Here is a 13,626-nt window from a genome sequence, read left to right as displayed (position 1 = left end):
CTCGGCAGCGCCACACCAAGCGACTTTGAGCGAACGACACAATCATTCGTCGTCGTCGAAGTTGTACGCACCCGGCGCCAGGTTTTCGAAGCGGGTGTACTTGCCGATGAACGCCAGGCGGACAAACCCGATCGGGCCGTTACGCTGCTTGCCGATGATGATTTCGGCCACACCTTTGTGCTCTGTCTCCGGGTGGTACACCTCGTCCCGGTAGACGAACATGATGACGTCGGCGTCCTGCTCGATTGCACCGGATTCACGCAAGTCGGAGTTGACCGGGCGCTTGTTCGGGCGTTGTTCCAGCGAGCGGTTGAGCTGCGACAGGGCAATTACCGGGCAGTTGAACTCTTTCGCCAGGGCCTTGAGCGATCGGGAAATCTCGGAGATTTCGTTGGTGCGGTTATCGCCGCTGGAACCGGGGATCTGCATCAGCTGCAAGTAGTCGACCATGATCATGCCGATCTCGCCGTGCTCACGCGCCAGACGGCGGGTGCGCGCACGCATCTCCGAAGGGCTGATGCCGGCGGTATCGTCGATGAACAGCTTGCGGTCGTTGAGCAGGTTGACTGCGGAGGTCAGGCGCGGCCAGTCGTCGTCGTCGAGCTGACCAGAACGGACCTTGGTCTGATCGATACGGCCAAGCGACGAGAGCATACGCATGATCAACGATTCGCCTGGCATCTCGAGGGAGAACACCAGTACCGCCTTGTCGCTGCGCAACACGGCGTTCTCCACCAGGTTCATGGCGAAGGTGGTCTTACCCATCGATGGACGGCCGGCAACGATGATCAGGTCGGCCGCCTGCAGGCCGCTGGTCTTGCCGTCGAGGTCGGTGTAGCCGGTGGAGATACCGGTAATGTCGCTGTCGGAGTTGAACAGCGTGTCGATACGGTCGATGGCTTTGGTCAACAGCTCGTTGACCCCCACCGGGCCGCCGGTCTTGGGCCGCGCCTCGGCGATCTGGAAGATCTGCCGCTCGGCATCGTCGAGGATCTCTGCGGCGTTGCGGCCCTGCGGGTTGAACGCGTTGTCGGCGATGTCGGTGCTGATGCTGATCAGCTGGCGCAGCGTGGCGCGCTCGCGAATGATCGCCGCGTAGGCCTTGATGTTGGCAACCGACGGGGTGTTCTTGGCCAGCTCGGCCAGGTAGGCCAAGCCGCCGACCTGGGTAGACAGGCCTTCGCGGTCCAGCTGTTCGTGCAGGGTAACCACGTCGAACGGCTGGTTGAGATCGACCAGCTTATGGACCGCGCGGAAGATCAAGCGGTGGTCATGGCGATAGAAGTCACCATCCGACACCTGGTCCAGCACCCGCTCCCAGGCTTCGTTGTCCAGCATCAGACCACCGAGCACGGCCTGTTCGGCCTCGATGGAATGTGGCGGCACCTTCAGCGCGGCGGTTTGCAGGTCGAGTTGTTCGGGATTGGTGATCTCGTTCATGTCCACAAAGAATTCTGGGAGAGGAGAAAAACAAAGGGCACGGTCTGCGAAAGGCAGAGCCGTGCCCGATGTTAACCGCCTAGCTCACAAGGAGCCAGCCGATTGCTGCAGCTTAGGCTGCGACGACGACCACACGTACGGTGGCTTCAACGTCGCTGTGCAGGTGCACGGCTACGTCGTATTCGCCAACGTTACGGATGGTGCCGTTCGGCAGACGAACTTCAGCTTTAGCCACTTCAACGCCGGAGGCGGTCAGGGCGTCAGCGATGTCGTGGGTGCCGATCGAACCGAACAGCTTGCCTTCGTCGCCAGCGGTGGCAGTGATGGTCACTTCCAGCTCGGCCAGTTGGGCAGCACGGCTTTCAGCCGAAGTTTTCTTGTCGGCAGCAGCCTTTTCCAGCTCGGCGCGACGTTCTTCGAACGCAGCCAGGTTGGCGGCGTTGGCAACGGTGGCCTTGCCGAATGGCAGCAGGAAGTTACGGCCGTAACCGGCTTTAACTTTAACTTTGTCGCCCAGGTTGCCCAGGTTAGCGACTTTTTCCAGCAGGATCAGTTCCATTTGGTAAAACCTCTTAACTTTTAACCTTCACCGTTCGCGGAATCATCACCCTGAGGCGACTTGCGACCGCGAAAATCAATCAGGCTATCGACAATGGCCAAAACCACGAGCAACGGATAGATCAGTTGCATGAACAGGACCAGCGTGACGTACAACCCGACCAGCCAAAACTTGCCCAGTCGTTTCTGTGCCACCAGCCCGTGCAGCAGGGCAAGCCCGGCGAACATGAGCGGTACGCTGCATAGCGGCGTGAGCAGTGCCAGGGCAGAACCGAAGTTCGGACCGAACACCATGCACACCAGCAGCAGCAGCGCTGGCAACCGAGGAATCCGCACCGCTTGAAACTCGCGGCCGAAACCTCCGGGGTTGTACAACGAGGCCTGCCAGTAGCGCCCCAACATCAGGGACAACACACTGACAACCTGCAGCAGTGCTGCAATCAGGCCGTTGAGCACAGGTACGATGAGCGCCCCGAGGCGTCCCTGTTCCTCTACCGATAACTGCTGGTAGAGACCGTCGAGCATCTGCGGCAGGGCTTTTTCAAGCGCTCGCGCCAGAGCTTCAATCGGTTCACGGAACACCGAACCAAGGATCACACCGTACAACAGGCCCAGCGCGATGCTGGCAAGCAGCACCCGGTTCCAGGAATGCCCGGCGCGCAATAGCGCAGCCAGCCCCAGCGTACCCAGCAGCACCATCAAGGTGCGCGGCTCGCCGAAGACCCACCAGGCCAACGCAGGTAAAACACCCCATACGATGACCGAGGAAGCGTCCTTGAAACCGCGCCGCAGGAACACCAGGCTCCCAGCGGCGGCACACAACCAGAACAACAGCGGCAATGCCGCACAACCGGCCACCACTACGGTGGCCTGCACGCGACCGCGCATGATGAAATCAGCTAACGCTCGCATGCTTATCCCTTGCTACTTGTCGAAAACCCGGTCTCAGCGGCCGTGGCTGTCGGTGTAGGGCAGCAGGGCCAGGAAGCGGGCGCGCTTGATAGCGGTAGCCAGCTGACGCTGATAACGAGCTTTGGTACCGGTGATACGGCTTGGAACGATCTTGCCGGTTTCGGATACGTAAGCTTTCAGGGTGTTGAGATCTTTGAAGTCGATCTCTTTCACGTCTTCAGCAGTGAAGCGGCAGAATTTACGACGACGGAAGAAACGTGCCATGTAATAGGCTCCTCAAAAGGTCCGTGGATTACTCGTCAGCGTTATCGCTGTTGTCGCTGTCATTGCTGTCGTCGCCTTCGGCGCCATCAGCAGATTCAGGACGGTCACGACGCTCACGGCGCTCGCTGCGGTTCTCTTCTGCCTTGAGCATCTCGGACGGGCCGGTGACGGCTTCGTCGCGACGGATGACCAGGTTACGGATCACGGCATCGTTGTAGCGGAAGTTGTCTTCCAGCTCGGCCAGGGCCTTGCCGGTGCACTCAACGTTCAGCATCACGTAGTGAGCCTTGTGAACATTGTTGATTGCGTAGGCCAGTTGACGACGGCCCCAATCTTCCAGGCGGTGGATTTTGCCACCATCTTCTTCGATCAGCTTGGTGTAACGCTCAACCATGCCGCCGACTTGCTCGCTCTGATCCGGGTGGACCAGGAAGATGATTTCGTAATGACGCATGAATGCTCCTTACGGGTTAGTAGTCTGCCAGGAAATCTGGTCAGACAAGGAGTGAATGACACTGTATGACTTGCCTTGTGCAGAAGGCACATGCGCGCCTGCCTGCTGGGCAAGGGGCGCAATTGTAGAGAAGGCCGAACGCACAAGCAAGGTGATTGGCGATTATTTGAACAGCCGGAAACATATCCATCGATCGCAGCGCCTGGGCTAGCCTCTTCGCGGGTCAGGCCCGCTCCTACAGGGTTCAGTGTGATCCCCGCAGGAGCGGGCTTGACCCGCGAAGAGGCCTGTTCAGACCACCCATCAGCGCTTGAGCTGACGCTGGCGCACGGCCTCGAACAGGCACACGCCGGTGGCGACCGACACGTTAAGGCTGCTGACGCTACCGCCCATCGGCAACTTCACCAAGAAGTCGCAATGGTCACGGGTCAGGCGACGCATGCCTTTGCCTTCGGCGCCCATGATCATCACGATCGGCCCGGTCAGGTCCTGTTGGTAGATTTCCTGCTCGGCCTCGCCAGCAGTACCGACGACCCACAAGCCACGCTTCTGCAGTTTTTCCAGCGTGCGCGCCAGGTTGGTCACGGCCACCAGCGGGATCACCTCGGCGGCGCCGCAGGCAACCTTGCGCACGACGGGCGTGAGGGTGGCCGACTTGTCCTTCGGAACCACCACTGCGGTGGCACCGGCAGCATCGGCGGTGCGCAGGCAGGCGCCGAGGTTATGCGGGTCGGTGACACCGTCCAGGACCAGAATCAGCGGCGGGGTTTCGGTGCGCTCGAGCAACTCCTCGAGCATCAGCTCGCCCCACACCTGGCTCGGGCTGACCTCCGCCACCACGCCCTGGTGAACGCCTTCGACCCAGGCGTCCATCTCACGCCGTTCGGCCTGGCCGACCGGCACGCGGTTTTCCGCGGCCAGTGCCAGCAGCGCCTGGACACGCGGTTCGCTGCGCCCTTCGGACAGCCAGATCTGCTTGACCCGCTTGGGGTGATGCTGCAACAGGCCCTGCACGGCATGCACGCCGTAGATTTTTTCCAGCTGACTCATGACTTGCTCTTGCTCTTGCTTGGCGCGCCCGACTTCGGCGGCCCCTTGCGGTGCTTGGTCGGTTTGCCGGAGGACGACTTGCTGCCCTTGCTCGGCTTGCTGGCGGCCGGGGCGTTACGCGCCTCGCCCATCAGCGCCTTCTTCATCTCGCGGCTCTTGCGCACTTCGGCGTTACGCTGCACGGCGTCCTTGGGGAAGTACGCATCAGCGGCTTCGCTCTTGCGCCGGCGTGGCGCCGGGTCGATCTTGGCTTCGACCTTGGCTTCACGCTGCTCGACCGGCTTGGATTTACCCGCGCCCGCGCCTGCAGCAGGGCCATCGACAGCGCCGCGCTTGCGACCGACGGCAGCCGTGGCGCTCTTGTCCGACACTTCGAAGTCGATCTTGCGCTCGTCGAGGTCGACCCGCATGACCTTGACTTCAATCGTGTCGCCCAGACGGAAGTTACGCCCGCTGCGCTCGCCCGACAGACGGTGGTGCACCGCGTCGAAGTGGTAGTAGTCACCCGGCAGCGCACTTACGTGCACCAGGCCTTCGACGTAGATGTCGGTCAGCTCGACAAACAGGCCGAAGCCGGTCACCGCAGTGATCACACCCGGGAAGATCTCGCCAACGCGATCCTTCATGTACTCGCACTTGAGCCAGTTGACCACGTCGCGCGTAGCTTCATCGGCACGGCGCTCGGTCATCGAGCACTGCTCGCCCATCTGCTCCAGGGTGGTCTCGTCGTACGGGTAGATGCGCGCCTTGGGAATGCTCATGGCGCCCGCGCGCTTGACGTGCGGGGTTTCTACCTTGGAACGGATCACGCTGCGAATGGCGCGGTGCACCAGCAGGTCGGGGTAGCGACGGATCGGCGAGGTGAAGTGGGTGTAAGCCTCGTAGTTCAGGCCGAAGTGGCCGTTGTTGTCGGTGCTGTACACCGCCTGGCTCAGCGAGCGCAGCATGACGGTCTGGATCAGGTGGAAGTCCGGACGGCCGGCAATGCTCGCCAGCAGCGCCTGGTAATCCTTCGGCGACGGCTCTTTGCCCTTGTGCAGGGACAGACCCAGTTCGCCGAGGAAGGCGCGCAGTTTTTCCAGACGCTCCGGCGGCGGACCATCGTGCACACGGTACAGCGAAGGCACGTGGTGTTTGCGCATGAACTCGGCAGTGGCAACGTTAGCCGCCAGCATGCACTCTTCGATCAGCTTGTGGGCTTCGTTGCGCACGGTCGGACGAATTTCGTCGATCTTGCGATTTTCGCCGAAGATGATCCGGGTTTCCTGGGTCTCGAAGTCGATCGCGCCACGGGTATGACGGGCCGCCAGCAATACCTTGTACAGCGCGTACAGGTGCTTGAGGTCTGGCAGGACTTCACTGTACTCCTCGCGCAAGGCCTTGCCTTCGCGGGTACGGGAGTGCTCGAGCATGCTGCTGACCTTGTTGTAGGTCAGGCGTGCGTGCGAGTGGATGACTGCCTCATAGAACTGGTAGTCGACCATCTGGCCAGACTTGTTGATGGTCATTTCGCAGACCATGGCCAAGCGATCGACGTGCGGGTTCAGCGAGCACAGGCCGTTCGACAGTTCTTCCGGAAGCATCGGTATTACCCGCTCCGGGAAGTACACCGAGTTGCCGCGCTGCTGCGCTTCGATGTCGAGGGCCGAACCCAGGCGCACGTAGCTGGATACGTCGGCGATCGCCACGTACAGGCGCCAGCCGCCAGAGAACAGTCGCAGCTTGCCTTGCGGCTCGCAATAAACGGCGTCGTCGAAGTCGCGGGCATCTTCGCCGTCGATAGTGACGAACGGCAGATGGCGCAGGTCGATGCGCTTCTCTTTGTCCTTCTCTTCGACTTCGGAGCGGAACTTGCGCGCTTCCTTGACCACTTCCTGCGGCCACACGTGGGGGATGTCGTAGCTGCGCAGGGCAACGTCGATTTCCATGCCCGGGGCCATGTAGTTGCCGATCACTTCGACCACATCACCTTGCGCCTGGAAGCGCGGCGTGGGCCAGTGGGTGATCTTGATCTCGACGAACTGACCGATCTTGGCGCCGCCGTTACGCCCCGCGGTGACCAGCACTTCCTGCTGGATCTTCGGGTTGTCGGGGGTCACATAGCCGATGCCGCCTTCTTCAAAGTAGCGACCGACCACGCTTTCGTGGGCACGCGAGATGATCTCGACCAGCACGCCTTCGCGGCGGCCACGGCGGTCGGTACCGGAAACGCGTGCCAAGGCACGGTCACCGTCGAAGGCCAGGCGCATCTGCGACGGGCTGAGGAACAGGTCGTCGCTGCCATCATCGGGGATGAGGAAGCCGAAGCCATCGCGGTGGCCCGAGACGCGACCACAGATCAGGTCAAGCTTGTCTACCGGGGCATAGGTGCCGCGCCGGGTATAGATCAGCTGACCGTCGCGCTCCATGGCGCGCAGGCGGCGGCGCAGGGCTTCGATCTGCTCTTCCTCGTGCAGACCGAACTCTGCCGCCAGCTGCTCGCGCGCCGCGGGCTCGCCTCGGTCGGCAAGGCGCTGCAGGATCAGCTCACGGCTGGGAATAGGATTATCGTATTTGTCCGCTTCGCGAGCGGCCTCGGGATCGAGGGATTGCCAATCGGCCATCAGAAGGGGTTCACCTTGGGGTATATAGAGTAGAAGTTTGGCATAGGCGTATTGAAACCGGAAATGTCGGCCTTGGACAGCCCCCGTCTGAGGGTCTTGTTCGCATTGGAAGGCCTGTGGAATCAACGGGTTGAGTTTTTTGAATTTTTTTTGATGCTGGGGGTTTACAGCCCCCAGGGGCATCCGTATAGTGCGCACCACAACGACGGACACCGACGTTGTAGTTGAGATGAACGATGTTGTAAAGCATCAAGTGATTTCGACAATGTGTGCCCAGGTGGCGGAATTGGTAGACGCGCTGGTTTCAGGTATCAGTGACCGCAAGGTCGTGGAAGTTCGAGTCTTCTCCTGGGCACCAAATATTTAGAGCGATAGATAGCAGGTCTGTCTGTCACTCAGCAAGAGATTCATCGCAGTACGCTGTAGATGTAAAGCTTTGCCCAGGTGGCGGAATTGGTAGACGCGCTGGTTTCAGGTATCAGTGATCGCAAGATCGTGGAAGTTCGAGTCTTCTCCTGGGCACCAAATAAAAACCCACTAGCTTGCTAGTGGGTTTTTTCTTGCCTGCGTTTTTTGTTGCCCTGCCCTATTGTGGGGTGCCCCGCGAAGAGGCCGGTTCGGCCAACTCCCCCTCAGAAACTCTTCTCGAACTTCAGCGCCACCTCGGTCTGATGGTACGCATACGCCCAGTCGATGCTGCTATCGGTCACCGTGCGCTTGGCATACAGGCTCGGCACCACGCCGGCGACGGCAAAGCGCGGCACGCTCAGGCTGGCAATGTAGATCTGCTGCCGATCCTTGCGCAGCCCCCCGAGAAACGCATCCGCCTCATCGTACTGGGTCTTGCGATACAGGCCGATCACGCTCAGGTTCACGCCCACATCAAAGCTGTGGTACGCCCCCAGGCTGGCCAGGTATTCGCGATTGCTCGCGGTGTCGGCCTCCTGGCTGCGCCGGGTATAAGTCACCCCACCGAATACCAAGGTGCGCGGATCGAGCAGATAAGACAGCGACGTGCCGACCTGCCGCTCGTCGTAATCGTCGAAATATTCACGTTGCTCGCCCTGAAAGCGAAAATGCTTGTCCTGCAACTGCACGCTGATCTGCAGCCGGTTGGTCAGATTGTGCTTCCACTCGCCACGCACACCGCTGGCCTGGTACTTGGTGTGGTGGTCGCTGTAGTAGTTTTCGAACAGCGGCGTCAGCGACACATCGTTCAAGGCGCTCTGATAGTTGTACCCGGCGTAGACCACGCTGGTGTTGTCGTCATACCAGGTCTCGGTCTGGTCTTCGTCACTGTGCTTGTCGTAGGTGTTGCCGTAAGTCAGGCCCCGCACCAGCACATGGTGATTGCCGGCGATCTGCAAGCGGCGCTCCGCGGCGACGTCGTAGACCACACTGGAGGACTTGATTGGCTTGGGCATCTGCCGCGAATAGTCGAAGCACTCGGAGAAGATCGTGCACACCTGGGTCGTGGTGATCATGCCGTTACCCTGGTTGATGTTGCTGTTGTAACCAAAACCCAACGAGGCCGACCCATGCCACTCGCGACGGGTGTCGATGGCCTTGCGGTATTCACCGAGCACACCGAGCACCTGCTCGGGGACTTCAGCACTGGCGACCTCGCCGAACAGCGTTTCGGCCTCGCGGGTCTGGTTGTCTTCGAACAGGGTCCGCGCCAGTTCCAGCCGCGCCCGAACGAAGCCGGGCTGCAGCTCATCGGCGCGGCGCAGGTGGGCGATGGCCTGCTTGTACTTGCGCTGCTGGCGATCGATCAGGCCTTCGGCCATTTCCACCAAGGCCTGCTCATACCCGGGCAGTTGCCGGTAGCGCTCGACAAACTGGCGCACCTTGCCCCACTGCTGCAGGTTGATCGAGACATAGATGGCCGGCCCGAGATCTTCCAGGGTGTTCTGCACGTTGTACGTCTGCCCCTCGATGCTAATCAGCGAAGCGTCGTTCTCGGCCGGGTCCGGCGCCCCCAGGTTGGCCCGCTCACGCGCCTCGGCGCTGCGGTCAATCTTGTTCAGCAGCAGACGGGTATCGTCATCGTCGGCCAGCAGCGCGGTGGAGAACAGGGTCGAGACACACAGCAGGGCGACGCGCACCCGCAGGGACGGCAACATGGTGATCGGTCCGGGACAGAAAGGAATATGTGGGAAGGGGGAGCCGAAGCGCCCGCCTCCGTTTCACGGGTGTGTTACTGCTTGGCGCCGCCGAAGGCGACTTTGGTGGTGCCAGCGGTGTAGATACCCGCCAAGGCCTCGGCGCTGTTGCCGTAGAACTGGCCTTTGATCTGGCTGCTCCGAGCGAACGAACCGTTGGCCGCAATGGTGGTGCCCGCGAAGTTGATCGAACCCACGGTACCGGCCAGGGTGCCGGAGCCGCTGCCGTAGTTGGCGGTCAGCACGCCACTGGTCACGCCTGCGGCGGTACCTGGGTTGTACTGATTGATGCCCACGACGTTGTACTTGGCGTTGACCAGGGTCGGCATGCTGGTAGTCGGGTTCTCACCAACGAACCAGACCGTACGGTTGGCGTGCGACAGGTTCAGGTCAGTGCTGTTGGTCGGCTGGGTGCCGGTCTTGGCAGGCGACCACTCACCGAAGTACACCTCGGAGCCCGATACCTTGGCGATGACTTCACCGCCGAACTGTGGGTAACCCGGAGACGGCGCCGCAATCTGGCGATAGGCAAATACTTCGGTGTTATAGGCAACCTGATTCTTCCAGGTTTGGGAAGTGGTGACGTTATTCAAGGGGTTGACGATGAGTGCCGAGGTCGTGCCATAACCACTCAGAAGCGCATTGGTCTGAGCAATCGGACCCGCTTTGAAACTGACAACTGATGCACTATTGACATTGCCACCCGCAACGGTAGGCATCGCAATGCCTGCCGTACCGACAGCCATCATATTCGATGCCTTAGCCACGACAAAAGCCGACGAAGAACCGCCACTAACGGGTGCGGCGAGCGCGCCGGAAGTTACCAGCGTCAATGCAGCCATCACAAAAAGTTTCTTCACAACAATCTCCTTATCATAGGTTGAGAAAACACTGTTTTTACTAAAACAGCAAAAAATCTAGAAGCGTGCGGTCAAGCCCACCTTGAGGGTACGACCGGGAGCCGGCATCACCGTCCGTGACAGCGGATCAAGGTAATATCGGTTTGTAATGTTGTTCACGCCAACGTCGACATCAATGTGCTTATTGACGTGCAAGGTCGCATAACTGTCGAACACCCAGATGGGATGCCACTCGTAGGGCTGGTTGATACCTTTGACAAAATTAAGATTCTGTTCGATCCACTTGGCCTCTTCCTTGTTCTTGGCGCTGCTGTGATACACCATGCGCGCGCCCAGCTCCAGGCGCTCATCGAACAGGCGCACACCCCCATCCAGGTTCAAGGAATATTTAGGCTGCAAGCTGGTTCTGGAGAACGTCGACGGGAAACCACCGGTCACGCATTCCTTTACCCTGCCGTAAATAGGATCAAGGGTATTGGCCACATCTTTATCGCATAGACGCTGATCAAGCCGATAGCTGGCGCCGAAGCTTGTAAAATATTTACCGGTATCAAAACGCGCCTGCAGCTCGATACCCGACATCAGCTTTTTTTCATACTGAATAATGTTATAAGAGAAATCCCTATCTATGTAATCCTTGATCTCGCTTTTATAATAATTAACACGTAAATCCGCGCTTCTCCACTCGGGAGCAAACCCTAGCAGGTCTTGAACATAGCCTACCTCCCAGTTATAGGCATGTTCAGGGCTCGGCTGATTAGCGGTAACACCCATCCCCGTACCTGAATACGATTGGGAGTCTTCGTAGATGGTGGGGAAGCGAATAAACTCAACATAACGCGCATACACCCTGGCGCTGTCACTCAGCTTCACGGTGACCCCAGCCATAGGCGCCCAAGCGCTATCCTCACGTTTTTTCGGCTTGGCCCAGCGTTCACTCTCCGGTATTTGTTGGTAGGGACTGCTTGTCCCAGCCCAGGTGGGCAGATAGCGCGCAACGGTACGTCCACTACCTTGAGCGTTGACCACCTGCTCATTCAGATCAATCGTGCCGTTGGTGAAGGGGTTGGCACTGCTGTCCAGCACCGTGCCCTTGAGCGGTACCTGGACGTCATCTGCCTGCACATAATACACACCGTTTACGGATGCATCCCCAAGGGTTGCGGCTACGTTTTCTTCGATGAAGTCTGGATCGTCGACGCCCCAACTTTCCACCTCAGCACGCACCGTTTTCTCGAAGTCGAGGGCTTCTTGGTCACTCAGCAGTCGCTTGTAACCGAAGTTCTCTGCGGTTTGGTAAGCGCTAACATCCCAGCCCGCTGTTTGAGCTTTCCGATAGTCATCCAAGGTCGTATCAAACGAGTTGTAATCGCTGTAGCGCGCCCCCGCAGTAAACGTCAACCACGGCGTTGCAGCCCACTCGTTATTAAAGCTGAAGTTATACTGTTCACGTCTCCCACCGCGTGGCCCCAAATAATTCAAGGCAAAGATATAATTGCTACCAATATCCTTGGACGCATTGTCACTCTGCTCCAGTTTTTCTTTGCTGAAATCGCCCGACAGCGTCAACATCCAACTGTCCGTCAGTTGCATGCGGTTACCGAGCGTAACGCCCCAGCGATCATGTTGGGTCACCTGCAGGGCACGCGAGAACAGGTTGAAGCGACCGTCGCTATTGGCTAACTTATCGGGCATCGCTGTATTCCCATTACACCCTGACAGGCTGTAGCGGCATTGCACATAATTGTCCCACGCCGCATCCCCATCCCCGGCGATGGCATACACCTGCTCGCCGTTCTGGTAGCGCTTCGAGTCGCTTTTGGTCATCCAGAAGCCGGCATCCAGATCGACCCAACGGTTATCTTCCGGATTCCACGTGTAATTGATCGAAAGCGTGTCCTGGTTGACTTCACTGTAGGGCAGCTGAAAACCGAAATTGCTGCCGCTGGGCACTTGATGCATGGTCTCGTTGATCAAGTAAGGCATGGTTTCGCCAAACTCGATATCGCTGTGCATGTAGGAAACTTTGACACGCTGTTCATAGGGCAAGTAGACCGTTCCCTTGAGCAGCGTGGTGCGCATTTCGTTCGACGTGCCTGATACTTCTCCACCTGGGTTATAGAAGCTGGCCAGATAGTTCCCCGTGGTGTCGCCAATTGCCTGAGCGTTCTTCGCCGCCTCCCCGTCGTAGCCACTTTCAGACTCGTAACGCTTACTGCCCTCCTTACCGCTGTAGTAGTTACCCTTCTTGCGATAACTGTAAGCACCGAGCAGGTCGAAATTTTCCTGGCGGGTCGCCGCGGCGATGCGAAACGCATTGTCCTCGAAGTCGAAGTCATTCGAGCGCGAGGACTCATGCGGGGTATAGAGCGTTCCGCCGCCGTTGGCGAAATAGATGTACTGACCTGCGCGATAGGCCCCTTCGATGTCGCGGTAATCCCGCCCCAGGTTGTTGATACCGTCTTCATTGGGCGCCACGGCATTGCTGGCAGTCTCGCTCTTGATCTCCAGCCCATAGCGCTCACCCGGCGTGACGATGTCCTCGGCGTCCAGGGTGCGGATCTCGACCGAGCCACCGATGCCACTCTTGACCCCAGGGGTCATCGACGGCCCCTTTTCCACCGAGATGCCGCCGATCATGTTCGGGTCAACATAGTTGCGGTTGGAAACCCCCGCCGACCCCAGCCACACCGAGGTGGATTGCTCAGTACCGTCGACCGTCACCGGAATCCGCCCTTCGCCCTGGATGCCACGAATGTTCGGATCAAGCGCCCCGCTGTTGCGCGACTCGCCGCTGTAGACGCCGTTCAAGCCCTTGAACAGGTCGCCAACGCTGGCGCCCTTGTAGCGCTCGATGTCTTCCTTGCCGACGTACACGTTGGAAACGTCCTTGCGGTAGACGTCGTTCTTGCCCTTTTCGTCCAGCGCCTCCCACTCGCCCTTCACCTCCGACGCCTCCAGCACCTGCAGGCCTTTCTGCGAGGTACCGGACTTGTTCAGTTCGTCCTCGAAGCCTGCGGGCAGCTCGATCTCGATCGCACCCATGTTCGGTGTGGACGTCTTGCCGGCCTGGGGTTCTCCCTCGGCCAAGGCGGCGGGGCTGGACAGCGCCAGCAGGATCGACCAGGCCAACGGCTTGAGGCGCATGGGCGACGGTGGTGTGGTGAGCAAGGGCATGGCGAGACCTGTGTTTATCGATACATGGCAGTTTCATGGCCGCTCTGTGGCGGCGGAGTGATACTACCGATAAACGCAAATGAATCTCGTTTAGATGTATATGCGAGAGGCAAAAAAATGTATGCGTGGGAGTTGGGTGAAGG

10 protein-coding genes and 2 tRNA genes are annotated in these 13,626 nt (G+C 59.4%); 2 read left to right on the top strand and 10 right to left on the bottom strand.

All coding sequences use genetic code 11. The annotated features are described in order from the left end of the window. Positions 1-42 precede the first annotated feature (42 nt). The 7 genes from dnaB to rnr form a co-directional block, all read right to left on the bottom strand. Complete coding sequence (gene dnaB, locus J3B00_RS05065; protein ID WP_209864918.1) at positions 43-1,440, bottom strand: replicative DNA helicase; 1,398 nt, start codon at positions 1,438-1,440, stop codon at positions 43-45. 112 nt (positions 1,441-1,552) lie between these two features. Beyond that, on the bottom strand, positions 1,553-1,999 hold the full coding sequence (gene rplI / locus J3B00_RS05060) for a 50S ribosomal protein L9 (RefSeq protein WP_119146281.1): 447 nt from the start codon (positions 1,997-1,999) through the stop codon (positions 1,553-1,555). A gap of 20 nt (positions 2,000-2,019) precedes the next feature. Continuing rightward, positions 2,020-2,910 (bottom strand): hypothetical protein, encoded by an 891-nt coding sequence (locus J3B00_RS05055; RefSeq protein ID WP_209864915.1) that lies wholly within the window; start codon positions 2,908-2,910, stop codon positions 2,020-2,022. A 33-nt stretch (positions 2,911-2,943) separates the two neighbouring features. Then, complete coding sequence (gene rpsR / locus J3B00_RS05050; protein ID WP_003249563.1) at positions 2,944-3,174, bottom strand: 30S ribosomal protein S18; 231 nt, start codon at positions 3,172-3,174, stop codon at positions 2,944-2,946. 28 nt (positions 3,175-3,202) lie between these two features. Continuing rightward, the gene (gene rpsF, locus J3B00_RS05045; protein ID WP_209864913.1) at positions 3,203-3,628 is read right to left on the bottom strand and encodes a 30S ribosomal protein S6; all 426 of its coding nucleotides are present in this window, start codon (positions 3,626-3,628) and stop codon (positions 3,203-3,205) included. A gap of 303 nt (positions 3,629-3,931) precedes the next feature. Beyond that, complete coding sequence (gene rlmB / locus J3B00_RS05040) at positions 3,932-4,678, bottom strand: 23S rRNA (guanosine(2251)-2'-O)-methyltransferase RlmB (RefSeq protein WP_209864911.1); 747 nt, start codon at positions 4,676-4,678, stop codon at positions 3,932-3,934. Beyond that, positions 4,675-7,281 carry a ribonuclease R gene (gene rnr, locus J3B00_RS05035; protein WP_209864909.1) on the bottom strand — a complete coding sequence of 869 codons (2,607 nt, stop codon included), beginning with the start codon at positions 7,279-7,281 and terminating at the stop codon, positions 4,675-4,677. The genes rlmB and rnr overlap by 4 nt, the downstream gene beginning before the upstream one ends. 271 nt (positions 7,282-7,552) lie before the next feature. Between rnr and J3B00_RS05030 the strand changes: the two genes are divergently transcribed. Further along, positions 7,553-7,639 (top strand) — tRNA-Leu (locus J3B00_RS05030). Between the two features lie 80 nt (positions 7,640-7,719). Further along, a tRNA-Leu gene (locus tag J3B00_RS05025) sits at positions 7,720-7,806 on the top strand. Positions 7,807-7,913: 107 nt separating this feature from the next. Here the strand turns inward: J3B00_RS05025 and J3B00_RS05020 are convergent. The 3 genes from J3B00_RS05020 to J3B00_RS05010 all read right to left on the bottom strand — a co-directional run bounded on the left by J3B00_RS05020 (position 7,914) and on the right by J3B00_RS05010 (position 13,483). Then, a complete protein-coding gene (locus tag J3B00_RS05020; RefSeq protein ID WP_209864907.1) occupies positions 7,914-9,407 on the bottom strand; it encodes a porin family protein in 1,494 nt (497 codons plus the stop codon). Positions 9,408-9,481: 74 nt separating this feature from the next. Beyond that, positions 9,482-10,306 (bottom strand): Slam-dependent surface lipoprotein, encoded by an 825-nt coding sequence (locus J3B00_RS05015; RefSeq protein WP_209864904.1) that lies wholly within the window; start codon positions 10,304-10,306, stop codon positions 9,482-9,484. 57 nt (positions 10,307-10,363) lie between these two features. Further along, positions 10,364-13,483, bottom strand: coding sequence for a TonB-dependent receptor (locus J3B00_RS05010; RefSeq protein WP_209864901.1), 3,120 nt, complete (start codon positions 13,481-13,483; stop codon positions 10,364-10,366). Positions 13,484-13,626: the final 143 nt, after the last annotated feature.

The organism is Pseudomonas sp. BP8 (assembly GCF_017875955.1).
In the GTDB taxonomy this organism is placed as follows: Bacteria; Pseudomonadota; Gammaproteobacteria; order Pseudomonadales; family Pseudomonadaceae; genus Aquipseudomonas.
The sequence above is the reverse complement of the archived record's forward strand: the minus strand, read 5'-3'. Positions and strand labels throughout refer to the sequence as shown.